21 protein-coding genes and 2 pseudogenes are annotated in these 26,298 nt (G+C 48.7%); 22 read left to right on the forward strand and 1 reads right to left on the reverse strand.

Annotated features, from left to right (window positions below; translation table 11 throughout):
* Position 1: 1 nt before the first annotated feature.
* The 22 genes and pseudogenes from BWI93_RS16750 (at position 2) to BWI93_RS16845 (ending at position 25,201) form a co-directional block, all read left to right on the forward strand.
* Positions 2-1,078 (forward strand): RagB/SusD family nutrient uptake outer membrane protein, encoded by a 1,077-nt coding sequence (locus BWI93_RS16750; RefSeq protein WP_094813323.1) that lies wholly within the window; start codon positions 2-4, stop codon positions 1,076-1,078.
* Positions 1,079-1,194: 116 nt separating this feature from the next.
* Positions 1,195-1,688 (forward strand): annotated as a pseudogene (locus BWI93_RS29660) (RagB/SusD family nutrient uptake outer membrane protein).
* A 30-nt stretch (positions 1,689-1,718) separates the two neighbouring features.
* Positions 1,719-2,354 carry a TonB-dependent receptor plug domain-containing protein gene (locus BWI93_RS16765; RefSeq protein ID WP_094813327.1) on the forward strand — a complete coding sequence of 212 codons (636 nt, stop codon included), beginning with the start codon at positions 1,719-1,721 and terminating at the stop codon, positions 2,352-2,354.
* Entirely contained in the window at positions 2,351-4,588 is a 2,238-nt protein-coding gene (locus tag BWI93_RS16770; protein ID WP_255157926.1) for a SusC/RagA family TonB-linked outer membrane protein, read from the forward strand. The genes BWI93_RS16765 and BWI93_RS16770 overlap by 4 nt, the downstream gene beginning before the upstream one ends.
* Positions 4,589-4,595: 7 nt before the next feature.
* The gene (locus BWI93_RS16775; RefSeq protein ID WP_094813331.1) at positions 4,596-6,275 is read left to right on the forward strand and encodes a RagB/SusD family nutrient uptake outer membrane protein; all 1,680 of its coding nucleotides are present in this window, start codon (positions 4,596-4,598) and stop codon (positions 6,273-6,275) included.
* A 29-nt stretch (positions 6,276-6,304) separates the two neighbouring features.
* Positions 6,305-7,396: a DUF5013 domain-containing protein gene (locus BWI93_RS16780; RefSeq protein ID WP_094813333.1), complete on the forward strand. Its 1,092-nt coding sequence runs from the start codon at positions 6,305-6,307 to the stop codon at positions 7,394-7,396.
* Between the two features lie 4 nt (positions 7,397-7,400).
* Positions 7,401-8,393 (forward strand): glycoside hydrolase family 43 protein, encoded by a 993-nt coding sequence (locus tag BWI93_RS16785; RefSeq protein ID WP_255157923.1) that lies wholly within the window; start codon positions 7,401-7,403, stop codon positions 8,391-8,393.
* A gap of 590 nt (positions 8,394-8,983) precedes the next feature.
* Positions 8,984-13,225, forward strand: coding sequence for a LamG-like jellyroll fold domain-containing protein (locus BWI93_RS16790; RefSeq protein WP_176454246.1), 4,242 nt, complete (start codon positions 8,984-8,986; stop codon positions 13,223-13,225).
* A gap of 38 nt (positions 13,226-13,263) precedes the next feature.
* Positions 13,264-13,755, forward strand: a complete 492-nt coding sequence (locus tag BWI93_RS16795) for a T9SS type A sorting domain-containing protein (RefSeq protein WP_141217494.1) — start codon at positions 13,264-13,266, stop codon at positions 13,753-13,755.
* A gap of 612 nt (positions 13,756-14,367) precedes the next feature.
* Positions 14,368-15,381: a zinc-binding alcohol dehydrogenase family protein gene (locus BWI93_RS16800; protein ID WP_094813341.1), complete on the forward strand. Its 1,014-nt coding sequence runs from the start codon at positions 14,368-14,370 to the stop codon at positions 15,379-15,381.
* 8 nt (positions 15,382-15,389) lie between these two features.
* Entirely contained in the window at positions 15,390-15,722 is a 333-nt protein-coding gene (locus BWI93_RS28275; RefSeq protein ID WP_217902295.1) for a family 43 glycosylhydrolase, read from the forward strand.
* Positions 15,719-16,990 carry a family 43 glycosylhydrolase gene (locus tag BWI93_RS16805; RefSeq protein WP_217902296.1) on the forward strand — a complete coding sequence of 424 codons (1,272 nt, stop codon included), beginning with the start codon at positions 15,719-15,721 and terminating at the stop codon, positions 16,988-16,990. The genes BWI93_RS28275 and BWI93_RS16805 overlap by 4 nt, the downstream gene beginning before the upstream one ends.
* Before the next feature lie 118 nt (positions 16,991-17,108).
* The gene (locus BWI93_RS16810) at positions 17,109-19,031 is read left to right on the forward strand and encodes a glycoside hydrolase family 97 protein (RefSeq protein ID WP_094813343.1); all 1,923 of its coding nucleotides are present in this window, start codon (positions 17,109-17,111) and stop codon (positions 19,029-19,031) included.
* A 605-nt stretch (positions 19,032-19,636) separates the two neighbouring features.
* Entirely contained in the window at positions 19,637-20,062 is a 426-nt protein-coding gene (locus tag BWI93_RS16815; protein WP_094813345.1) for a hypothetical protein, read from the forward strand.
* 44 nt (positions 20,063-20,106) lie between these two features.
* Entirely contained in the window at positions 20,107-20,292 is a 186-nt protein-coding gene (locus BWI93_RS27870; RefSeq protein ID WP_176454247.1) for a hypothetical protein, read from the forward strand.
* Positions 20,293-20,309: 17 nt separating this feature from the next.
* Positions 20,310-20,759: a hypothetical protein gene (locus BWI93_RS16820; protein WP_094813347.1), complete on the forward strand. Its 450-nt coding sequence runs from the start codon at positions 20,310-20,312 to the stop codon at positions 20,757-20,759.
* Positions 20,760-21,360: 601 nt separating this feature from the next.
* On the forward strand, positions 21,361-21,555 hold the full coding sequence (locus BWI93_RS29665; protein WP_094813349.1) for an IS1 family transposase: 195 nt from the start codon (positions 21,361-21,363) through the stop codon (positions 21,553-21,555).
* A 65-nt stretch (positions 21,556-21,620) separates the two neighbouring features.
* Complete coding sequence (locus BWI93_RS16830) at positions 21,621-21,806, forward strand: hypothetical protein (protein WP_094813351.1); 186 nt, start codon at positions 21,621-21,623, stop codon at positions 21,804-21,806.
* Complete coding sequence (locus BWI93_RS16835; protein WP_141217495.1) at positions 21,781-22,260, forward strand: hypothetical protein; 480 nt, start codon at positions 21,781-21,783, stop codon at positions 22,258-22,260. The genes BWI93_RS16830 and BWI93_RS16835 overlap by 26 nt, the downstream gene beginning before the upstream one ends.
* Positions 22,261-22,604: 344 nt before the next feature.
* Positions 22,605-23,363, forward strand: coding sequence for a glycoside hydrolase family 97 N-terminal domain-containing protein (locus BWI93_RS28280; protein ID WP_217902297.1), 759 nt, complete (start codon positions 22,605-22,607; stop codon positions 23,361-23,363).
* Positions 23,273-24,526 carry a glycoside hydrolase family 97 catalytic domain-containing protein gene (locus BWI93_RS16840; RefSeq protein ID WP_217902298.1) on the forward strand — a complete coding sequence of 418 codons (1,254 nt, stop codon included), beginning with the start codon at positions 23,273-23,275 and terminating at the stop codon, positions 24,524-24,526. Before BWI93_RS28280 ends, BWI93_RS16840 begins: the two co-directional genes overlap by 91 nt.
* 438 nt (positions 24,527-24,964) lie before the next feature.
* A complete protein-coding gene (locus tag BWI93_RS16845) occupies positions 24,965-25,201 on the forward strand; it encodes a hypothetical protein (RefSeq protein WP_094813355.1) in 237 nt (78 codons plus the stop codon).
* A gap of 30 nt (positions 25,202-25,231) precedes the next feature.
* Here the strand turns inward: BWI93_RS16845 and BWI93_RS29670 are convergent.
* Positions 25,232-26,223: pseudogene (locus BWI93_RS29670) on the reverse strand (LacI family DNA-binding transcriptional regulator).
* Between the last annotated feature and the right edge of the window lie 75 nt (positions 26,224-26,298).

A 26,298-nucleotide genomic window follows, 5' to 3' on the forward strand; every position in this document is an offset into this window, starting at 1 on the left:
TATGAAACTCAATATCATACTATTAGCCCTGTTTGGCTTGCTCTTCAGTGCCTGTCAGGACGAATTCTTACAGCTGCCTATTTCGAGTGCTACGACGGTCGATTCCGTATTTTCCACGACCATCAAAGCACAGTCGGCTATTGCAGAAGCGTACCAGAAGAATCTTTCGCAGGGCTTACCGTATCAGGGAACCTGGAATTCCATGATTCACGAAAACCTGACGGGAGGCCTGAACTACGGTTTCGCCTGGACCATTTCGCAGGGCATCATCATCACCGGGATGAACGCCAATGGCAGCAGCCAGGACATGGACGGCTTCAACTACAACTATACGGCCATTCGTCAGGCCTGTCTGGTGAGAGAAAACATTGACCGGGTTCGGGATATGTCTACTACCGACAAAGCGGTGGTGAAAGCCGAAATGAAGGCTTTGCTGGCGTACCGTTACGGACAAATGCTGACCATCTGGGGGGGTGTACCCCTGGTTTCCAGAAGCTTCCAGGCTACGGAAGAACTGGCTGTTCCCCGAAATTCGGTGAAAGCCGTACTCGATTCCGTAGTAGCCTGGTGTGATCAGGCCGCGGCAGTGTTGCCCGCGAAATGGCCGGACACGTTTTCGGGTCGTATGACCAAAGCGGCGGCTCTATCGATTAAAACCAAAGCCCTGATGTACGCCGCCAGACCGTTGTTCAATACCGGAACGCCTTACCTGGATTTTGGTAGCAACAATGCTTTGATTTGTCTGGGAAATACCGACCCTGCCCGCTGGACCACCGCTGCTCAGGCGGCCGAGGCGGCATTGACTGAAGCAGAAAACAACGGGGGCTTTCGCCTGATCAATACGGGTAATCCCCTGGATGATTACGGCACGGCTACTTCTACGCCCGGAAATGCCGAGGTGATTCTGGCGTACAAGTCGAACAACAGCTGGCAAATGAACATGTTCTACAACCTGCACAACTGGCAGGCTTACGGGAACGTCCTGTTGACCACGCAGCTGGAAACCTATTACAAGCAGGATGGTACGACCAAACCTGGCCTACCGGTACCGAACAATTACCTTTCTCGGACTACCTGAGCAAGATGAAAGACATGGAAGCCCGGTTTAAGGCCTGTTTTCAGCCCTGGCAGATGGACGCCTGGAACAACCCGGGTGATAACCAGTGGAGCAACCAGAATACGTTTCAGTGGGAAATGACGGGTTGTGCCCGGTCAACCAAGTTTTACTACAAGGCTGGTTCCCGGAACTGGTTTGAGTTTCCTCTTTTCCGGGTTGCTTCCCTGTATCTGAGTGCGGCTGAAGCGTATAACGAATCCGGTCAGACGGCGAAAGCCTGGAACGACTCAATAAAGTTCACCAGCGTGCCGGCCTGCCCGCCGTTACGGTAACCAGTCAGACGGCCTTACGCAAAATCATCCAACGCGAATGGGCGGCTGAATTTTTCTCGGAAAATTATCGCCTTCAGGATATCAAACACTGGAAACTCGAAAACATCGGCTCTGGCATCATTGGTGGATCCATCCGGACTTTTGCCTACAATAATGGAAACGGTGCCAAGCTGACGGGCAATACCAATTACCAGAGCAAGATCGAATACCAGGGTTTCTGGGCTCCCCGCCAGTTTCTGAATCCCTTCCCCCAGACCGAGGTTAACAAAGCCATCATTGTTCAAAACCCAGGGTATTAAGGCCTAACCAACGTAACGTATTTACTTTCGATGAAAAATCCCCTATACGTCTATAAACGGACCGCCTGGCTGTTGGCATTACTGCTCGGGAGTTCCTGTTTCCAGATAAATGCTCAACAGACGGACAGTCTGAAAGTCACACCAGTTGATCATTACCCCACTCCGTTTTTCAGTAGTTCACGCCTGGAATCAGTAATTACTTCTTCGTCGCTATCAGGGGCCGCTCTTTTCCAGACGCCCGTGCCCAACGTAACCAACGCTCTCTACGGCCGGTTGCAGGGCCTGGTCGTTCAACAGCGTTCCGGCGAGCCGGGTTATGATGCTGCCGCCCTGAACATTCGGGGACTGGGTACGTATGACAATTCGGATCTGACCATCTGCGTGGATGGATTCCTGACGACATCATCTTATTTTCAGTACCTGTCTCCCTCCGAAATTGAGAGTATTACCGTCCTGAAAGATCCGGTCTCACTGGCGGCTTTCGGCATGAAAGGAGGAAACGGAGTATTGTGGGTGGTGACCAAGCGGGGAATGGTTAGCAAACCACGTATTCAGGTGAATTACGTGGCTGGCCTGCAGCAGGCTCTGCGAATCAATAAACCTTACGATTCCTACAACTCGCCCGGCTTTACAACCAGGCCATTAGCAACGACGGCTATACACTGAACAACAATCAGTTTGTATGGTCGCCCCGGTACTCCAATACGGAATTGCAGGCGTACCAGAATGGAACGGCCCCTTCGGTAGACTGGTACGGCGAAACGCTCCGGAAGTACGGACGTTACCAGAACGCCAACCTGTCGTTTACGGGAGGTGATCAGGTGTCGAAATATGCGATCATCCTGGATTACATGAAACAAACGGGACTGTACGACATACCCAGCTCGCCGTCTACGTCAAACGCCCAGATTCAGCGATTTAACCTTCGTACCAACCTTGATTTCAAATTCTTCAAGATTTTCGAAGCCAGGGTAGACCTGGGGGGGCGGATCGAGAGCCGTCGGTACCCGAATTTCAACGGGCCCGATTTATGGCAGAATATAGCTACGTATCCCTCCAACATTTACCGGGTAATGGACGGAAACAGCCAGAACTGGTCGGGTACGGCTTTGTATCCCAATAACCCCGTGGCTTCTCTGCTGGCTCTGGGCCGCATTGCCACGCATGACCGTACGTTGCAGGCCAACTTTAATCTGAAGGAAAACCTGGATTTCATTACGCCCGGACTTTCCCTGAGCCAATCCGTGTCCTTCAATACCTGGACCCGGAACACGCTGGGAAGAACCGCCACCTACGCCCGCTTTTTCAACGGTGAGCGAACCACAACGGACGTAGCAACGGATATTGTGTCGATTGGCTCGTCGCCAACCAATCAGTACAGCTGGCAGCAGATCAATCTGACGGCTGGCTACAAACGGTCCTTTGGTAAACACGCCCTGAATGGCTCCCTCAATTATTTCCTGAGCGACTATATCGTAGACTGGAATTTGAATCAAAGTGGACCCAATACGGGCAATAACATTTTCTATCACTTCAAGAACGTAGGGGCTCAATTCCAGTACGCGTACGATTCCAAATACCTGCTGGCTTTGGCGGCGGGATACAGTGGTTCGGATAACTACGCTCCCGGTAATCGCTGGGCTCTGTACCCAGCCATTGCCTTGGGCTGGGTGGTATCGAAGGAATCATTCCTGGCCGAAAACAAGAACATTTCCTTTCTCAAAGTTCGGGCTTCGGCAGGACAGTCGGGTTTCGACGATTCCAACCAGGGTCGCTTCCTGTATCAACAATACTTTACGGGTAGCGGAACCTACTATACGGGCAACAATGGCCTGAACGGCAATGGTGGGCTGGTTCCTTCGTATGCCGCCAATGCCATGATCGGTGCCGAACGCAACACGGGGTATAACCTGGGAGTGGATCTGCAAGTATGGAATAATCTTTCCTTTACCGTAGATGGATTTATCAACAACCGAAGCGGAATCGTTACGCAGGACAATACCTTACCGGCGTTGTTCGGAGCCAGTTCTCCCTACCGTAACCTGGGCAAAGTTTCCAATCGGGGTATTGAACTTTCACTCGGTTTCGCTGATCAGGCTGGCGAAGTGAAATACAACGTCAAGGCGATGGCCCTGTACGCCCGCAACCGAATCAGGGAAATGGGAGAAGTTCCTCCCGTGAATGCCTTCAATCGGAGAACGGGGCAGCAGATCGGAACGCCCTTTGGATTAAAGGCCGATGGTTTTTACGATGTAACGGATTTCAATGCCGATGGTACGTTAAAATCAGGCATTGCTCAGCCCGCCTTTGGCAACGTGCAACCCGGCGATTTGCGTTATCAGGATCGGGACGGCAATGGTCGGGTCGATCAGAACGATGCTGCACCGATCGGGTTTACCGCTCTTCCGGAATGGACCTACGCGTTTGAAGCCGGACTTTCGTATAAAAACCTCGACTTTTTCATTCTGTTTCAGGGAGCGGCTCATCGTACGATCAATTTACTTTCGGCTTCCGCTCAGTCCATTGCTTTCGTTAACAATACGAACGTATATCCCATCGCCGGAGAGGCCTGGGCTTATTACCCGGATCAGGGTATTGACACGAGAGCTACCGCTACGTATCCCCGACTCACCACGCGAGCCAATCCGAACAACTACCAGAATTCAACATTCTGGATGAAAAACGGGGATTTCCTCCGGGTTCGTAACATCGAGATCGGCTATACGCTACCAAATACCCTGCTGCGGAAGATCCACCTGGAAAACGTACGCGTGTTCGTAAACGCGACGAACCCCTTTACGTGGTCTCAGCTGAGCAAACACTATAACATGGACCCCGAAACGATCAATGGTTATCCGGGCCTGAAAACGTACAATACTGGCCTTACATTAAGCTTTTAAGGAACGCATGAAGATCTTATCTATCCTTCTTTCAATGGGAGTACTGGGGCTATTGACGGGTTGTCAGAAAGAATTTCTCGACACCCGCATCGATACGAACCAGACCGAGGAAACGCTTTCGTCTAACTACGCTACGCTGTTTTCCTACGCCAATGCTCCGTATACTTTTTTGAGAAACGAGTTTACCATGCTGGATAACAATCTGTTTTCACCGGTTTCCGATGAAACCGTGCAGACTACTCCAGGAAACTCGAATGTCCTGTTCTTCAATAACGGGAGCTGGAATGCGATCTCGAATCCGGATAATTACTACGCGGGCTATTACTCGGGCATCCGGGCAGCTAATTTCTTTCTGGAAAACTCCGCCAATTACAGAGCCCAGCTGGCAATCAACCGCGATACCATTTCGGTGAGTGGCAAAACCAATTACCGAAACGACGTGCTGAATATTGGCTGGTACCGGGCCGAAGCCCGCGTGCTCAGAGCCTGGTATTACGCAGAGCTGATTAAACGCTACGGAGGTGTGCCGCTGGTGACGCGTACGCTGGGTCTGCAGGACAATATCAACCTGCCCCGAGCCAGTTATGATGAAGTCGTTTCATTCATCGTCGGTGACCTGGACCGCTACAAAGACAGCCTGCAGGTAAACTGGAAAACGTCTTCGTTTACTAACAACGATGGCCGGGTCAGCAAAGGGATGGCTCTGGCACTCAAAGCCCGTACGTTACTCTACGCCGCCAGCCCGCTGAATAATCCGTCGGGTGACGTAGCCCGGTGGAGAGCTGCGGCAGCAGCAGCCAACGAGATGCTCGTTTTTGCCGCCGGAGCGGGGCAGTACACTTTGGATAATAACTACCGCGATTACTTTCTGCGAAATAACACCCTAACCAGTGGCGAGACGATTTGGGCGATTCGTTATCCGGCAAGCAGTGATCCGGAACGCAGAAACTATCCGATTGCCACTGCCGGAGGTGCCAGTGGCCTTACGCCCACCCAGGATCTGGTAGAGGCCTATGAATACAAAGGCAAGCCCGACTCCCTCAATCCGTACGCTAACCGGGATCCCCGGCTGGGACTTAGTATCGTCACCAACAACAGCAGCTGGAATGGTCGAACCATCGATCAGTCGGCTGGCGGAACCGATGATCGGCGAAAAACCAACGCGAGCCGGACGGGCTATTACCTCAAAAAGTTTCTGGCCGATGGATTGAATCTGGTACAAAACCAGACGGTTGTACATAACTGGCCGGTATTCAGGTTTGCCGATGTATTGCTGATGTACGCGGAAGCCATGAACGAGGCCTACGGGCCGGACAATGCCAATGGCTATACGCTCACCGCCCGCCAGGCTCTGAATCGGGTGCGAAGTCGTTCCGGTGTGGGCATGCCTGACGTGACCGTAACCAGCCCGGTCGATTTTCGTGCCGCTGTTCGGCGGGAGCGTCGGGTGGAATTAGCCTTTGAAAACCACCGCTACTGGGACTTGCTTCGCTGGAAACAGGCCGCTACGGTGCTCAATAGTTCCGTTAAAGGCGTATCGGTAAGTAAAACGGGCGGAACCTTTATCTATACGCCCATTACCGTTGAAAATCGGGTATTCGATGCCAGCAAAATGTATCTGTATCCTATCCCGCAAGTCGAGATCAATAAATCCAATGGTGTTTTGAATCAAAATCCGGGCTGGTAAGACGCCGGAAGCCATTCATTCAATAACGTATGAAACTACTCTCCTCCATTCGCCTCGGGGTGCTTCTCTTTCTGATGAGCATGCTCTGCTCCTGTGAAAAAGAGAACCTGTATGACTATGGGATTTCAAAAATTTACATGCCTCAGGCCGTAAATCAATCCGGTGGTGTCAATATCAATTACACGGTTCCGGTTGGAACGGATTCCTCCACCTTCAACTACACCCTGGAGATTGAGCGGCAGCGACTCAATGTCATTCTCGGAGTCAGTCTCTCAGGCATGAAACCTGCAAGCTATTCGGTTGACCTGCAGGTCGATACGGATACCATTCAGCGACTCATTGCCAACAAGACGCTGGATGCCAACACGATGCTCATGCCCGCTTCCATGTACACCCTACCGAAAAACATCCGGGTGGCGGCAGATAGTGTGTCCAAGACTTTTTACCTGACGCTGAACATCAATGAGTTAAAAAAGGCAGAGTATGCGGGTAAAAAGCTGGCTCTGGCGGTCGGTCTGGCGAATCCTTCGCCCTACGGGCTAAGTGCAACGGCCAGTAAAACGATTGTGATTGTGGACGTCGATGCACTGGTGATTGGACCAGCCATTGAAATCACCAGCAAATACCTTAAGAACTCGGGTAATCCCTTTGTCGCGTCAACCATGGATGCGGGAGGACGCTGGGGTACGCTGGCCGATTGGGTAGCCAACAGTGGGGCCATGAGTCACAACGGCATAGGCGGCTTCTCTAAGGATGGAGATGGTCCTTCCATGAATATGGAGTCCGGTTGGGGCTCGCCAGCTATTAAGAATGGAAAGATTTACCAGACCATCACCCTGCCCGCCGGTACCTACGCGTTCGATCCTTCGCCCTGGATCTGGCAGGGAACGAAAGATGTGTCGTACGTGGTCGTAGCACCTAACGCCAGCACCTTGCCGGACTATGCCAATATCGCCAGCAGCACATCGGTCTTATCGGCCACTTTCGATAAGCCAAGGGTTACGTTCAAACTGACCGCTACCACGCAGGTAACGGTGGGCGTTGTGGTCAACTATGTGCAGGATCAGCAGGGATTCAAAACGAAAGCTGTACACCTTTATTCGTACCCTAAACATTTGTAATATGATGCGACACAAGAGATTGCTTGTACTGGCCATGCTGTTCGGTCTGGCTGCTCCGGTAGCAAAGGCACAAACGGGTCCGTCGGTCATTAAGCCGGGCGAGCGTTGGCTGGATAATCACGGCGAAATCATCAATGCTCACGGCGGAGGCCTGCTGTTTGTCAACGATACGTATTACTGGTTCGGTGAAAAACGCGGGAAAGTTGCGTCGGAGGGAGTGAACGTCTATGCATCAAAAGACCTCATTCACTGGAAAAACGAAGGACTAGCCCTGGCTCAGTCCCAGGAACCTGCCAGCGACATCACGGTAGGTTGCCTCATGGAAAGACCCAAGGTCATTTATAACCCCCAAACGAAGCAGTACGTCATGTGGTTTCACCTGGAACTGGCGGGAAAAGGATACGACGCCGCCCGGGCGGGAGTGGCCGTGAGTGCGACGCCTGCGGGACCGTACCGATTTGTATCCAGCTTTCGGCCGAACGGAAACATGTCCCGGGATATGACGCTGTTTGTGGATGAGGATGGCTCGGCGTACCAGATGTATTCTTCGCGTGACAATTACGATTTGCGGGTGGTGAAACTGAGCCATGATTACCTCACTGCTACGACGCAGGATTCCCTGTTGTTTAGTTCACACCGGGAAGCTCCGGCTCTTTTCAAGCGAAATAACCGGTATTATCTGATTACCAGTGGCTGTACCGGATGGGACCCGAATGAGGCGACCGTTCACGAAGCTTCTTCCGTCTTTGGCCCCTGGAAGTTACTGGGCGATCCCATGCAGGGACCTTCCGCCAAGACCACATTCGGTGGACAGTCCACGTACGTGCAGCCGATTCAGGGGAAACCTGACACTTTTCTGTTTATGGCGGATCGATGGAATCCCAAGGATTTGAAAGACAGTCGATACCTGTGGTTGCCTGTATCCTTCGAAAAGGATCAGCCAATCATTCGATGGACGGACCAGTGGGATTTAAACGCAGGAACTAAAGGCTATTAATTAAATTATCTGAGTTAAAAATTAGTGCACCCCAAAACTATGAATCAGGGAAAGGCTACATCCGTAACAGGAGTAGCCTTCTCTTATTATGGAAGTAAGTCATTAAGGGGTAGCTTCAATGGTACAAACGGATCCTGCCATGAATCGCTAGAGTAAAGCACTCTTTCATTTATGAATTTACGTATATATAAATACGTTAAATTATAAACACTTCGATTTTGCTTTTCATTCATAGTTTCAAAGTAATGAGTCACTGACCTGCTGGACTATTACTTTTCTCATCTTCTCATCAATTATCTAGTGCCTGCTTTACTCGCGATCTCAGCGGAAACCCCTTTCTGACTGACATTTAGCAGCCTTTTCCGAAAATGAGTCCCTCTTTTGACCGAAAAGGACCTCCTGCTTCTCTTCTAAAACTCCTTGTTTTGTACAATGGGAAGTAATTATTTAACCATTTCAATATAATTCGCCAAACCTCTATTCTTTATGAAACTACTCCCTGACGGCTAGTTCTACGCTCCTAGTTTATGGATCACCTGTACGGCTCTTCTTCGTACGTACGCTGCTTTTTTTCACAAACCTCTCTATGTATGATACATTCTAGACCTCTTTTTTTCTTTCTTTTTACCTGGCTTGTCGGCTTTTGCAGCTTTCAGGCGACAGCCCAGACCATGCAATACGGACCAAACACCCGTCCGTTCGGCAGAAGCTTTCCTGGTATTACATCAGTAAGTAAGGCCAGGACAAACCAGGTAACCAAGAGTTCTTCACGAGCGAAAACCATTTCAAAAGCTATACTGGCGGATGCTTCGGACGCCAATCCACTGGACGTTACGCAGCAGATCGTTAACCCCAGTTTTGAGTCGGGTTTTAACGGTTGGGCTAACAACGACATGTATACGCAGTCCAATGACGGCCTGAATCCGTACAAACAGGGGAATACCTACGTTGAGCGTTGGCAAGGCGTGCCGCCGCTGCCGAACGTAAGCATATCCCAGACTATAACGGGCTTACCAAACGGTAAATACACGCTAACCGTTGGTGCACAGAATCTTTCCCAGAATCCGGAGGTTGGACAACCCGGTGCCTTTATCTACGGCAATGACAACCAGAAGGAAGTAACCGGAAGGGGCGATTATTCGGTTGACATTCTGGTTGTGGACAGTACGCTGACTCTTGGCTTCAAAACCCAAAACTCCAAAGGTAACTGGGCGGGTTGTGATAACTTCCGGCTTCAGTACAAGGGTATTGCTCAGCAAGCGGTGAAAGAAAAGTTGCAGGCCCTGGTAGATTCGGCTACGATTCTGCTGGGTAAAAAAATGCAGAACACGAGTCGGGCAACCCTCGAAGGTGCCGTTGCCGCTGCCAAGCAAAGTTTGTCTGACAGTAATGCAGGGAGTGAATTGTATGATCGCATCAAGCAAGTGCAGGCAGGCCTAAAGGGAGCCGTGACATCCATCGATGCGTATAGCCAACTACAAACAGCTATTGACGCCGCTGAGGCTGAGTACGGCAATGGCAGTGGGAAGGAAGCCGCTACATTACGGGCGGTGATTGATCAAAAGAAGGCTTTATCCACGAATCTTGATGCCTCACTGACTGACCTACAAAAGGCTCCCGATGAAATTAAGGCGGCCATTTTAGCGTACCGCTACGCAAACGCGTCGAATACTACGCCGCTGGATTTGACGCAACGAATCGTCAATCCCAGTTTTGAATCGGGTTTTACGGGCTGGACCAACAATGGACTATATACGCAGGGAAACAATGATTTCAGTCCTCAGAAAGCGGGCAATACCTATGCCGAACGGTGGGTGAGCCGCCCGCCCTTGCCCAACGTAAGCATTTCCCAGCGGGTAACGGACCTGCCCACCGGAAAGTATACCTTAACCATTGGAGGACAGAACATTTCTCAGAGTCCCACGACGGGGCAACCGGGCGGTTTTGTATTTGGTAACATTTCCCAGTCAGAAGTAAAAGCCAAAGGTGAATATTCAGTCGATTTCCTGGTCGTGGATGGCACCGCTGTGGTGGGTTTTAAAACGGAAAACTCCAAAGGCAACTGGATGGCCTGCGATAATTTCCGGCTTTACTACAAGGGTGCGGCTCTCGAAGAAATGAGAGCACGACTACAGGTTGTGATTGATTCAGCAACAAGCGTGCTGGCTAACAAAATGCGGAATAGCAATCGCTCAGCCCTCGAAGCGTCCGTGGCCGCCGGTAAAGCGACGCTGGATCAGAATGGAACGGATGTAGCGGGGCGAATTGCTCAACTGGAAAGGGATCTGAAAACGGCCCGGATCTCCGTTGACGCGTATGGAAAATTACAAATCGCTGTGGATTCGGCCCTTGGCGTATACGGGGATGGTACAGGTAGTGGAGCGGCTGCGTTCAAAGCAGTGATTGACCAGAGTACAACGCTGGTCAACAACCTTGACGCCGAATTGAGCAATGTGCAGAAAACTCCCCGTGAGCTCTATGAAGCTATGCTCATGTTCAGAGTTGCCAACGCAACTGGCTCCGCTCCGGTAGTAGTTACGGATCCACGGTTTGCTCGCGGAGCTACGATGGCCTTCGGACGTAGTACCGTTTCCGGCGTTGCTCAAAAGGATATTGTCGAACAGGGTTTCTGCTGGAGTACCACGCCGGATCCGAAAATTTTTGATAACCGGACGACCAAATTCTTCTCGAGCAATGGGGCCATTTACCGACTCGAAAACCTGCAACCCGCAACTATTTACTACATGCGGGCCTACGCCATCGGGCCGAATTTCGCGGTAGGTTACGGTAAAGTACTGAAAGTGATCACGATTCCGATGGGTACGGTCACGTACGAATTGCGGGAAAGTGTGATAAATGGGGGAGCGGATAACCGTGATCGCATCGATCAGGCGGTGAAATCAGGCGTGTATTATTACAACAACCTGACCAGCGTTAAGGATCATCATTTGTCGGTGAATTACAATGCCGGCACGCCAACCGCAGAAGCCAGTTATGGTGGATACATGCAGTTTGGTGCCAACCCGAGCTATCAGCGAACGGGAACGGCCCTGCACGAAATGAATCACACCATTGGGGTCGGACAGCACTGGATCTGGTATGGCGGGAACTCTCCCCTGCGGGCAGAAGGCAGCCGGGGCAAATGGTTGGGTGAACGAGCCAATAAAGTAGTACAGTTCCTGCAAAACAATACGGATGGGTTCATGACGGGTGATGCCGTACACATGTGGCCCTTCGGCATCAATGGTGCACACGAAGACAGCGGCGACGAGTTTCTGTATACCGGTCACGCCCTGGTTACGCAGGCCCTGGGTGAAGATGGTCTGGCGAATCCCTCACGGGGCTTTACGACCCCTGCGTACACCTTCGAGCATACGCCTTCCCAGAAGTATTACCTCAAGGTAGAAGGTAGTAAAGTGGGACTCAGCACCTCGTTCCTGGCCGAAAACGAATCCGGACAACTCGTAAACAAGAAAGCCTCCGGGGCCAGTGTGCTGTCCGATGATCGTGCGGCCTGGTACGTTGAGTTCGATCCTGCTACGGCGTTATATCAACTCCGTAATGCCGCTACGGGTAAGTATTTTACTTATCAGAACAACAGCATTGGGCTGTCAGCCACTGGAATGGAATCGTTGCAGCTCCTGGGAGCCCGTTATAATACAAAGGTCGGCACGGACGAAAAGAATTTCATGGCGAAAGCGTACTGGATTACCGTACCGCAGAAGAGTTATTCCTCGCCTACGCTGGCGGCCAGTTCCCCTGAATCAATCAGTACAGTACCTTTCGACTTTACGGACGCCGCTACCGCTCAACGCTGGTTGATCTTTACGCAGGACCAGGTAAAATCATTTGACTCCCTGATGGTGGCTCCGGCGGCAGTAAAAAACATGTATATCGCTTCGGGTGATAATAAGACCACGATCACCTGGGATCCGGCCTTCGGTACGCTTTACGAAGTGTTGCGTTCAGAATCAGAAAATGGTACGTACACCAGTCTGGTTAAAGAGTTATCTTCTGGCCGTTATGAAGACCTTACCGCATCAAACGGGAAGCAGTACTATTACAAGATGGTAGCTTACAATGAGCTCGGCAGTGGTCCGGCGTCGGTCAGCCTGGCTGGTAAACCGGTCAAAGGGCAGCACCTGCACCTGGCCTTCGATGAGACCAGCGGAACGATTGCTCACGATGACTGGGGGGGGTACCACGCTCAGTTGAAAAATGGTGCAGCCTGGACGGCGGGTATGACCGCCCCTTCCGATGTAGCAATCCTGTCGGAGATGGCCACTACGGCAACTGCCGCTGCTACTGATGGTGCTGTTGCTCTTTCCCAAGCCACTTCCTCGTACCTGGAACTGCCTTCGGGTGTGATTAGCACCTTATCCGATTTTACGCTGGCAACCTGGGTGAAGATACCCCAGGGAATAGGTGACAATTCGCGTATCTTCGACTTTGGTACGGGTACGGGTACCTACATGGCCCTGTCACCCAAAGTTGGTCAGAATCTGTACTACGAGATTAAGCGTCCCGGAGTAAATTATCGCGTTACTATTCCCTATACTCTGCCAACCGATCAGTGGATTCACGTGGCTATTTCACAAAAAGATACTACGTTCAAGTTCTTTGTGAACGGTCAGCTGATTACTACCGACAATAAGGCTACTGTGAAACCTTTGGATTTGGGGGTAACGACGCAAAACTACCTGGGACGTTCGATGTGGGACAGCGATCCGTATGCCGACCTCACCTTTGGTGATTTCCGCATCTACAATTACGCTTTTTCCAATGAGAATGTAGCTACGCTGCTAATGCCAGTGCCTTACCGGTACAGTTGATTTCCTTCGAAGGAAAAGCAACCAATGAGGGAAACCTTTTGACCTGGAAGACGGCTCAGGAGTTAAACAACGATCATTTCGTTCTGGAGCGGTCCCTGAACACGCCGGCTAACTTCAAAGCCATTGCTCAGGTGAAAGGAAACGGTACCACTCGTCTGCCGAGTAATTATCAGTTCCTCGATCCGCAGGCAAAGGGACGCCTGGCGTATTACCGACTGGTACAGGTAGATACGGATGGGAAAACGGAGCCGAGTCGAGCCATTGCGGTTGACAATCGGACCTTACGCCCTCTGAATGCCTTCCCCAACCCGGTATCCGCACAACTGACGATAGAGTTACCCGACCGTGATCTTTCTTCCGTGCATCTCCGCGTGCTGAACACCATCGGTCAGATCGTTCATGAAGATAAAGCGTACGCTCCCGTAAACGGTAACGTACAGCTTCAGATGGGTAACCTGCCCGTAGGTGTGTACCGGGTAGTCATTACGCACCCGACCGAAAAGTACGGGTTGACGATTATCAAGAAGTAATCAAGCGTTTGAATAACAGAAAGTAAAGCACCAGGTATGGCCTCAATCAGAGGCCATACCTGGTGCTTTTTTATAAAAGTGCCCGGAACGATGAGCGGATTGTTTGCTGGAATAAATTCCTGCAAAAAGGACTTTCCATTCGGCTTATTCCACGGTTTGTTCAACTCCTCCTAAGCCCTAGATACTTAAAAAAAACGTTTCTACTCCAATTAGCATACGTAAACCACTGATAAATAGCTTTTAAGAGTAGAGATAGTAAAAGTTTTACAAAGACGTTAAAACCCGATTTGTTAAAATTAAAAGCCATTTTGTATAATTTGAATATTTTATTTAACAATAGATTTGTGGCGACGATGAACTCTATAGCATAAGTGGTTGATTAGGCCTCATGGACAGTATGATCCAGGGCCTTTCCAACAGATATAAGCCCAGATGATGCCCTTTTTCAGGGGGCATCATCAGTTTTAACGACCCTCTCATCTACTCACCTGGAGTCAGTCAGGGGAGGAGTAATAAAATATTGAAATTCAGGAAGTAATGGGTTGGCAATAGTACATCCTCTTGAACGATGGAGCCTGGGTTCTTTAGATGTTTAGAGTTATTAACTAGCGTATGAAAACATTAGTGTGCCTTTCACCGGGGCAATTTGAGTATCAGTCCGTTGAAACGCCTAGCACTCAGCCGGGCTTTTCCCTGCTTCGTATTAAACGCATCGGAATTTGTGGTACGGATTTACACGCCTACCAGGGCAATCAACCCTTCTTTAGCTATCCGCGTATTCTGGGGCATGAGCTTTCAGCCGATGTCTTAACGACGGATCATCCTGACTTTAAACCCGGTGATGCGGTAACGATTATTCCTTACTTCCACTGTGGAACCTGCATTGCCTGTAGAAAGGACAAAACCAACTGTTGTAAACAGATGCAGGTCAGTGGAGTGCACATCGATGGGGGTATGACGGAACAACTGCTGGTTCCCTCGTACGCACTGGTCAAAAGCGAAGGACTTAGCTACGATGAACTTGCCCTGGTCGAGCCGCTAGCGATCGGAGCCCATGGCATTCGCCGGGCTAACGTCACCCCGGAGGAATTTGTACTGGTGATCGGTGCTGGACCTATTGGCTTGGGTACGATGGAATTTGCCAGGATTGCGGGTGCGAAAGTCATTGCCATGGATGTGAACGACGATAGACTTTCGTTCTGCCGTCAGACCTTACACGTCGATTACACCCTAAATCCGAAACGAGAGAATCCGCTGGATCAACTGAACCGCATCACGAATGGAGAGATGCCTACCGTAGTGATCGATGCCACCGGCAATCTCAACGCCATTAACTCGGGCTTTTCGTACCTGGCTCATGGCGGCAGGTACGTATTGATAGGCCTGCAAAAGGAAGCTATAACGTTGAGTCATCCCGAATTTCATAAGCGGGAAGCGACGTTGATGAGCAGCCGAAATGCCACCCGAGCCGATTTTGTGCACGTCATGGACTGCCTGCGAAAAGGCTTGGTCTCGCCCGCGAATTACATTACGCACCGTGTAGACTTTAACCAGGTAAAAGATCGCTTTGAAGATTTTTTAAAGCCTGAAAACAAAGTAATCAAAGCACTAATTGATTTGAGCTAGTGAACGGCATGAGACACATCTTAAGAAAAATGCTTTGCCTGACCATGAGCGTCATGCTGGCTCACTGCACAGGGATTGCCCAGAATCCCGTTCAATGGGGAGCTTGGAAGCACTGGGGCGATCAGAAAAATGGCACGTACCGAAATCCCATCATTCCCAGTGATTACAGTGACCTGGACTGCATTCGGGTGGGCGACACGTATTACGCCATTTCTTCCACCTTTCAGTACTCGCCGGGGATGATCATTCTGGAATCCAAGGACCTGGTGAACTGGAAAATCTGCGGTCATGCCGTGACGGACCTTACCCAGATTTCCGATGAATTATCCTGGAAAAAATGAATCGGTACGGGAAAGGTATTTGGGCGGGGTCTTTGCGGCATCATAAAGGTCGCTTTTATCTGTATTTCGGCACGCCTGACGAAGGGTATTTCATGACCTCCGCCGCCAAAGCCGAAGGACCCTGGGAACCGTTGACACCCGTATTGAAGGAGTCGGGCTGGGATGACTGCTCGGCGATCTGGGACGAAAAAGGGAAAGGTTATTTCGTAGGGACTCACTTCGCCGATGGCTACAAAACCTATCTGTTCGACCTGTCCGCCGACGGAAAATCCATTGACCGGAAATCGGCCGTTCTCGTAAACGCCGGGTCCGGACGGGAAGCGAGTAAATTGATCAAAGTGAAGGACTGGTATTACCTCGTCTTCAGCGAACACAAATCTGATAAAGGGCGGTACGTAATGGCGAAACGGTCCAGAAACATAAACGGCCCGTACACGGAAGAAAAGCAGCTCGCCCTGACCAGTCAGGAAGCCATGGAACCCAATCAGGGCGGAATCGTATTAGGCAAAGATGGGAAATGGTATTTTCTCACCCACCACGGTTCGGGGGACTGGTCAGGCAGAATCGTGAGTTTACTGCCCGTTACCTGGATCAAGGATTGGCCGATCATAGGTAAGGTTATCGGAGATTCGATTGGCACGATGGCCTGGGAGGGAAAAATGCCCTCCGCTACTTCCGGCGGTTATACCCTGGCCCGAAGCGACGAGTTCAGTACGTCCGTACTAGGCCCGCAGTGGGAGTGGAACTATCAACCCCGGGAAGAAAAGTATTCGCTTCGCGAACGAAAGGGCTGGCTACGACTCAAAGCCTATAAGCCCTTAAAGAACAATGAATTATTGACGGCTGGCAATACCCTGACGCAACGTTGTTTCCGAACTTCTTCCAACGAAGTGATTGTAAAAATGGATGTTTCGCGGATGGCACCTGGTCAGCGAAGCGGCTTGTGTCATTTATCGGAGAAATACGCAACCATTGGCGTGACGCAGGAAGGCACAAACCGCCGGATCGAATACCAGAAAAACGGGAAAACCCTGAAGGGCGAAACCATCACCGGATCACTCATCTGGCTTCGGTCCGTCTGGGGCCTGGATGGTCAGTCGACCTTTTCGTACAGTCTGGATGGCAAGCAATACACACCTTTCGGCGAGTCTCATACTCTGGTCTGGAGTTATTACCGCGGTGACCGCATCGGTATTTATTCCTTCAATAACGAAGGAGAAGAAGGGTCCGTAGATATTGACTACCTCCACCATACGATTGCCAAGTAGCCTGGATAAACGCCCTATGAATTAACGTATATTATTAATCGTTAATCTGTAAGACTTTATTAAAACAGGCAGAATTAATGAAAGCGTGATTCTGCTTACCCCAAAACTTAACGGATGTATGAATACTTTTCGGTACACGTTTCTTGTCTTTCTGGTCGCGATGGCGGTCTCTGTTCACGCACAGCGACTGTATTCCCCCAACAAAAAAATAGAACTGAGCTTATCCCAATCCACTGAAAAACCAGGTAATTGGTTTTTGTCCGTTTATTATCACGGGGCAACGAAAACCCCCGTTTTTTCTCAAATCAAGCTCGGGCTGGAAACACAGGATCAATCATTTACGGACCAACTTTCGCTGAAGAAAAGTAGTAAGCCCGTCCCCATTCACGAGCAGTACACAACCCTTCACGGCAAACGCTTGGAACGGGCGAATGAAGCCCAGGAAATCACCTTTACGTTCACAAATGCGAAGGGCAGTACGCTGAACGTGGTGGCCCGGGCTTACAACAATGGCATCGCTTTCAAATATGAGTTTCCCGAAAAAAGCGAGGGCACCTGGGTCATGAAACGCGAAGCAACCGCATTTGTGGTGGAGGAAAAGGCGGAACGCTGGTTACAGGCATTCGTTACCAGTTACGAGGGCTTTTACCCCGCTCAAAAAGAAACGATCCAAACCGGCGAATGGGGCTATCCGGCTTTGTTCAAAACTGGAGATCAGAACCCCTGCTGGACCTTACTGACCGAAGCCAACGTAGATCGTAACTACTGTGCGACGAAGCTGAGCAACCGACAGAACAAGTCCAGTTACCAACTGGAATACCCGGCCGCTACGGATGGAAACAATACTGGACCGGTAAACCCTACCCTGACTTTACCCTGGAGCTCGCCCTGGCGAGTAGCGATTATTGGTCAACTGGCTGACATTGTTGAGTCTACGCTGGTTGAAGATGTCAGTAAACCTTCCCAACTCACAAAAACCGACTGGATCAAACCGGGAGTTTCGTCCTGGGTGTACTGGGCGTATAATCACGGAACGAAAGATTATAAAAAACTCTGTGAATACGTTGATTTAGCCGCCCGGATGGGCTGGCCCTATACGCTGATGGATTGGGAATGGGACGAAATGACGAACGGAGGCACGCTCGAAGATGCCGTAGCCTACGCTAAATCGAAGGGAGTGAAACCGTTGCTTTGGTATAATTCGGGGGGAGCCCATAATCAGGTTTCCTCCGGTCCCCGGGATCGGCTAACGACGCCGGAATCCAGAGCGAAAGAATTTGCCTGGTTAAAAAAGATCGGAATCTACGGTGTCAAAGTAGATTTTTTTGAAAGTGACAAGCAGGAGATGATGCGGTACTATCTGGACATTCTGGAAGACGCCGTTCGCTATGAACTGATGGTCAATTTTCACGGGAGTACGGTTCCGAGGGGCTGGAGCCGCACCTACCCGCATTTGATGAGTATGGAAGCCGTGTACGGCGGTGAGCAATATAATAATCAGGAGTACATGACCTCGAAAGGAGCCTGGCATAATACCCTGTTGCCCTTCACCCGTAACGTTATCGGTCCGATGGATTATACGCCCGTGGCTTTTACCAACTCCCAGCATTCGCATACGACCACTTACGCCCACGAATTAGCCCTGGCGGTGGTCTTTGAATCAGGCATCCAGCATTTGGCGGACCGCCCGGCGGGCTTTGATCAGTTACCGGATCCCGCGAAATTTATGCTCAGCGAGCTGCCGACGGCCTGGGATGAAACGCGATTCCTGGCCGGCTATCCCGGAAAAGAAGTCGTGATTGCCCGAAGGAAAGCAGCCCGCTGGTACGTGGCAGGCATTAACGGAGAAGATCGATCGAAGAATGTATCGATTCCTTTCCATGTGCTTGAAAAAGGCAAAACCTATCGGGCTGAACTTATGGCTGATGCTGATTACGACTCAGGTTTCAACGTAAAATACCTTACCATAAAAGCCGGAGATACCCTGGACGTGAAGTGTTTACCCCGGGGCGGCTTTACGCTGATGATGCAGGAACTATAATCGATCCATGGATGAAGGCTTGGAGGGCATTTCTTAACAGGAATTGCCCTCCAGGCTTTTTATTGCTGTGTAGCGTCACCAACTGTCATACGTAATCCGATCAGTAAGGGTAGAGAAACCCACCGTGACTCCGCATCGAATACCAATTAGTGCTCTCCCCGATGGTTGATATTCATTTTATATATGGGAGAACGCAAGCCGTTTTTGGGGTTTAATAGGAACGTCATTGTAACCTTTATAGAAGAAACACTATTCATCTAAAACGTAGCAGTTACATCCAGTTTTGCTTATAGGAAAGTTGACAACATTTCGCTATACAAAGGTGGTTTAATAATACAATAAGATTCTAGAAAACCTTAAATAATCAGTACTCAGAGTAGCTACTAGTAAAGGAAACCAGGATCGTTAAATAAATGCCTGGGATATTATCTAATTGGAATTGATAATGTATATATCTATGTATTATAATTTTAATTCCTTTCTTTAATCTTAATCACTTTTTAGAATGCTAAAGCATTATCGATATTTAATTACTATACTATTGGTAGTTTTAGTCTTAGCCTGCAGTAAAGATCTAACAGAGAGCACTACTGAAAAAAAAGCAAATGAGCTTTCTATTCAACAAGCCAAGAAGCGTTTTCAGCAGGTGCAAAGCGAAATTCAAACGCAGGCTAAAGCCGCCCGAGGAAAGCGTACTAAAAAATTCATTCAAAGTAATAGACTGTTTAGATAACTATGCTATTGCCAAATCAAGCTTCACTCCACAGGAAAATCAAATCATGGTTAATTCTATGAGTGTTATCCAAATAGGTGTTTATGTAGCGAATGCAGCAAGTGCTCATTATGTGGTAGAAGAAGACGTAGATTGGTTAACTACGTATGGTTATAACAGAAGAGGAATTGGAAACGGGGATCACCCTAATGCAATCAAACATGCTATAAGAGCAACTTTAGATACACAAGTTTTTGGTGAAGTATTAGCTAGAAAGTTAGGTACGCTCATGAACTCGGTGCTACCCTACAAACTGTAAATTTTAATCCTAACAATGATGATATAACTGGGCTGAACGTCTTAATGGATTTGCAAAATAATAGAATAGGGTATGGTTATGGAGCTACATCCATTAATTTTTATGGTTTATTTGGTGCTAGAACTATACGTGAAACCTTTGTGCAAAAAGCTCAGGCTGGAGAAATGTTTGTATGGATAGTACAGGGACACCAAAGAAGTAGCGTTGCTAAGCGTACTTTTAATCAATAAGCTCTAATAAATAGAATATGAAAAAAATCGTTTTGTTATTGCTTATGCTTGCCTTACTAATTGCTGGAATTCAGTCATGTGGTACAACTGAACATACAGATTGTCCTGATATTATTACTGCTACTGTAGACGCATCAAAAGATACCACCCTAGTATTTCCGGACTGCAGTGGTCTTAAATTTAATCATAATGCAGTCACTGTAAAAGGCTATCAGGATAATGAGTCTATGTATAATATCTATTGTGGCCCGCTTACTTTGCAGGCCTTGAAGCAATTCAATACGGACAATCCTCCTTACAGGATAACTAAAGATTCTGCTTGGAATAATAGTGGCTGGTTTGATGCCTTTGCTGATACAACCTATATTTTCTATAAAAGTAAACAAGTAACTAAAGGAACCCTTACGTTTACCTTATACTACGCTAATAGTAAGAATTATGAGGTTTTAGAAAAATTACCTAAATAGACATATGTATTATACATACTTCGGTAGTATCGCAAAGAGATTGATTTATATAGTTGTGAATGATCCAAGAAGCAGTGAGTTGCAAGTTTTGTGGCCACCGTGGCAACGGTAATGTTGATTCCATTTAAAATTTGGAATAACCCGCACAGGCAAACTGTTATTTATGGCGACCGTCGCACGGTAAAACGTTCATCAGAAATTATACCAATGAAGCTCAGGACTCTGACTTCATTGGTATTGAAAGGTAATGCAGTGCAAGATACCGCTGGATGGGCGGTCCCATCATGTGTTAGGCATTGGTCCGAATAGCGTTACGGCTCATTTCAAAAAAGGTAAAGACGTTACTTATTTGAATCCTAAATATTGTCATAAACATTTGACCATCAGTCTCAACGTCGACGAGAATTGCCGGGCCGCCGGAGCAGTCCTAAAATAAATAGAAACTAACAACAACGCTGGCTTTGGTGGTCGGCCGTTGCCGTAGGTAGAAGACGCACTTACTCATCAGGTAGTTGCTTTTGTATTAGGACGTCGTACTAATCGAACTTTCAGGCGGTTACAAGATTTGTTAATTGAGTGAGAGATTGCCATTAAATCATGAATCACGGACGTATGGCGACCGTCGCTACGGTGGGCCTATGATGACTGTCTAGATCCATCAAAACGAATCCAATACAAGTCGCTCATGCAATCACTGGAACGTAAACACCTTATCCTTCTAATTCGTGTGAAACGGCTTACTCGAAAAACCATCTGTTTTCAAACGATCCGTAGCACGGTCAATTCAGATTCATGACACAGTTATTAGCTTTTCCGTTAATCTTTTTTTTAAAGTAATCCTTATTAATATACTACTGATTAATGGATTTACAAAACAATGAAATGGGCTTAACTCAGGTATTACAGTATTCTCCTGGAGACGGTAATTTTGCATCTACTGAACTTTTTAATATTTTTTTGCCGAAAGCTCAAAATGGAGAACTGTATGTTTGGATAGTGAAAGGACAAACGCGTTCAACCGTTGCCAAACGAACCTTTAATCAATAATGCGATGAGTTTGAAATGGATAGTATTAATCATAATGGCAGGGTTAATGATCGGGTTCATTTCCTGTAGTTCTAATTGCCCATACCAGGTAGAAGTAACGATTGACGCCTCAAAAGATACGATATTGGCAATCGGTTTCTGCAGAAACGGCAATGGCTCGGGCCGAGCAGCGGTAACCGTGAAAGGGTATCAGGATGACTCCTCGGGATTTATTCTTTATGGAAGTGGACCACTTAATGAATCATTCTTGCAACTTTATAAAGATGATAAAGTTCATTATAAGCTTCCGCCCGATTCAGTTTGGGTAAAACAAGACTGGTTTGATTCCTACTATGATACGTTATATATAATGTATCGTCATAAGCTGGCTAAAAAAGGGAAGCTTACCTTTACTGTGTATGAACCATCACCGGAGAACTTAGCCTTGTTGCCAACATTGCCTGTGTCCAAATAAATAAGGTTTAAAAGCTGGCAGGATAAATAGTATAGTGACTTCTATTTATCCTGCCAGCTTGAAGTTTCACGTTATTGTTAAAAGTACATGAGTGTTTGAGTTCGCTCCGCCGCGATTGCTGATGTTTAGCCTAGCGTCACCAACAACGGCGGTGGAGCGGTTCAGGCGATGAAGCCGCACTGAATGAATGAATTCCTGCTACGCCCACCGACTATTTCCTTTGATCCCCCCTTACCCAGAGCTTTCATGTGCGTCAGATTATGAATATCTTCACACGTTTCATCGTGTATAATCCATATTGTGTCACTTGAACACAATAGGCATTTTAATCCCTTTTACTTTCTATGAAAATTACTTCTTTAATCATTTTATTGGGCCTGTTTTCATGGGCAGCCTCCGCTCAGGTACCTGGGGCATTTGTTACAAGTCCCGATAAACACCTTTCAGTGCAACTGACGTTGAAAGATGGATTAGCTGGTTATCAGGTATTTAAAAACAATCAGCCTTTGTTAGCACCTTCGGCTTTAGGCCTGGTACTGACGGATGTAGACTTGAGCAAAAACTTAAAAGAGGTAAGCAAAAGTCCGGAGAAGACCATCACGCAGACTTATGCGATGTGTAATGCGAAAAAAGCCAATCTTCGCTACCAGGCCAAGCAACGCAGCTGGACATTGGCAACGCCTACGGCACAATCACTCGAAATAATTTTTCAGGTTAGCAATGATGCTGTGGCTTTCCGCTATCGGGTCAAGCGACCGAAAGAGGCGATTTCCAAGGTCGAATCCGAACCGACCAGTTTTGCTTTTCTTGCCGAAAGCCGGGCCTGGCTGCAACCCATGGCCGTTGCCAAATCGGGCTGGGAGGCCACGAATCCGTCCTACGAAGAAACGTATGAGCAAGATATAGCCGTCGGGACGCCTTCCACCAAGGGAGCAGGCTGGGTGTATCCGGCCCTTTTTAAAACAAAGGATACCTGGATTTTACTTACGGAAGCTGGCCTGGACAGTACCTATTGTGCCACGCGTTTGCAGGATCAATCCCCCGGGGCGAATATTTCATTGGCTTTCCGGATGCCCGTGAAGTCATTAAAGACAAAAATTTAAAACCCAGAGCCCGGGGTACTTTCCAGTCTCCCTGGCGAGTACTGACGATTGGGAATCTAGCTACGCTGATTGAATCTACGGCCGGAACCGATCTGGCCCTGCCCGCCCAGAAAGTCGATGCGGATTTTATCAAACCGGGCCGTGCTTCCTGGAGCTGGATTAACTCCAAGGATGACTTTATCGTCTACGAAGAACAGAAAAAATACATTGATTTTGCGGCTAATATGCACTGGCCTTACTGCCTGATTGATGTCAATTGGGACCAGAAAATCGGTTACGAAAAAATAGCGGAGCTGGCACAGTACGCCAAAACCAAAAACGTGGGATTAATCCTCTGGTACAACTCGGCGGGGGACTGGAACACGGTCAAGTACACCCCCAAAGGGAAATTACTCGAAAGACAGGGCCGCCGCGATGAGTTCGCACGGATTGAGAAAATGGGCATCAAGGGCGTCAAAATCGACTTTTTCGGTGGAGATGGTCAGTCGGTTATCAAATATTATCAGGACATTCTACTCGACGCGGCCGATTATCACCTGCTGGTAAATTTTCACGGAGCCACGCTGCCCCGTGGCTGGGCACGCACGTATCCGCATTTGATGACGGCGGAGGCTGTGAGGGGTTTTGAGATGGTTACTTTTGAGCAGAAGGATGCTGATAACCAGCCTACGCACGCAGCCCTGTTGCCTTTCACGCGGAATGCCTTTGACCCCATGGACTTTACGCCCATGAATCTTTATAAAATTCCTACCTCGGTCAAACGTAAAACCACGAGTGCTTTTGAACTGGCCACCAGCATCGTGTTCTTATCCGGCATTCAGCACTACGCCGAGTCACCCGAAGGTATGGCTCACGTGCCCGCTTTTGCTCAGGAGCTGCTTCGCCAGCTACCCAATCAGTGGGAGGATGTGAAGTTCATCGACGGGTATCCCGGAAAACTTTGCGTAGTGGCCCGCCGTTCGGGCAATCGTTGGTACGTGGCAGGCATCAACGGAGAAGCAAAAGAAAAAGAGCTCAAGCTGGACCTTTCCTTTCTTTCAAAGGCCAAAGCAACCCTGATAACGGATGGCGAACCCATGTTTACCCAGCAGTCTGTTACTCCCTCCAACGCAACTGTTGTGACAGTGAAAGCCAATGGTGGTTTTGTGCTGGTAACGGAGTAACGATTTCTTTAGGCTCACAAGCGGATTGTTTGATTTAAAGCATATTTCAATAATCTGCTAACCACCGCTGTTAGAAGCATAGACCAAGCCGTTGTTGGTATTGTTACATGTAATACCAACAACGGTTTACGAAATCAGTGACGATACGTTAAACACCAATAATGGCGGAAAAGGCCTGTACTGTCTCCGTTGCGGATATCAATTCGCCAATAAAACGTTCCCGCTTAATCACCTATATATATTTTTGCTGCTATTGTATTGCGAATGAAAATAAGCCCATCAAAGCCACCCCACTTACGATGGGTAAAGGTTTGAGCGTTTGCCAGTTAGAATAAAAATTAGTAATCCGGTTTCGGCGGCGTAACAGAGGATTGGGCGTTTTACGGAAATCAATAAAAAAGGTGGGATAACGGGCGGAATGGAAAAGGCCGAGAACGTATGAGCATCTCCCGTAAAGGCCTGATTTTCAAAGGTGCCCTCGTTCAGCATACGTACACGGCCGCTGTACGTATCAAAGCCAATGACCTAGTATCGGGAGCCGTAATGGTGGTACAGATAAAAACCCATGGCTTTATACTGGGCCATGGTCGTGTCTTTGGCAAGGTGCAGGTTGTGCGATCAGAGAATACTTTTGGGCTGACCAGTACGATCTGCCTGCCAACGAAGCGTTATTAAAGCAACAGGACTGGATGAAGTGATGATCCGTTACAGCGTTCCGCCGGGTACATACACGGATTCAACCATCCACTGCCGGGCGGACAGTCCATAATGCATGCATTCGAACATGGCGGTAATGGCCTGTTTTCCCAGCTTGCGGCCACTGGTTTCTACGTAAGAAACTTCGGGATAATAATTCTGGGGAATGGTGCCGTCGCTGATTGCAATGATCCCTACCTGAGCCGGAACCTGAACACCCGATTGCTGAACGGCCTTCAGTACGCCCAGCAGAATTTCGTCGCTCATGGAAAAAATCGCATCAAAAGACGGGTCCGAAGTAAGCACCTGATACGTTTGCTGATGGGCGTGCGTCGGACTGGTGACTTCCAGAGCCTGATATGCTACGCCGTGGCTCTCCAGTTCATCGAGAAACGCCTGTCGGCGAATCACGGAAATGGACATGTTATGGTGCCCAAACAAGGCCAGCACCTGCTGTTTTTCTGGGTAATCAATGCCTGGGCTGCCAGACGAGCCGCCTGTTCATCAGCCAGACAAACCTTCAGGCAAGGCTCCCAAGTAGGAACCTTGTCGAAAAAGAGTACCGGAATGGAATGTTCGGCCAGTTTGAGAAAGGCACTGATGTCTTTAGTTTCGGACGTCAGGGAAGCAAAGATTCCGGCTACGCGGTTTTCCTTGCATACCTTTAGATTAAATAACTCCATGACCGGATCGTCTCCGGACTGTAAAATCAGCAGCGAGTAGCCCTGTTTTTTTACTTCTTCTTCCAGCGAAGCCAGAAAGAAATTATAAAAGTAACTGGAGATGGAAGGGACCATCACTCCAAAGAGTTTGCTCTGATTGGTCCTCAAGTTAACGGCGTAGGTATTGGGTTCGTAGTCGAGTTCGGCTGACAATTCCCAGACTTTCTTTTTGGTAGCTTCGGAAATATCCGGGTGGTTTTTAAGGGCCCGGGATACGGTGCTGATACTCAGTCCTAAAAGTTCGGAAAGTTTGCGAAGTGTGGTAGGTTCAGCCTTCATGACTCAGGTAGCTACGGCTTATTTTACCCGTACTTACGGGTAAGAACCGCTTCCAGCGAAAGGAAATTCATTAGT

The sequence above is a fragment of the Siphonobacter sp. BAB-5385 genome (genome assembly GCF_002261125.1).
GTDB lineage: Bacteria > Bacteroidota > Bacteroidia > Cytophagales > Spirosomataceae > Siphonobacter.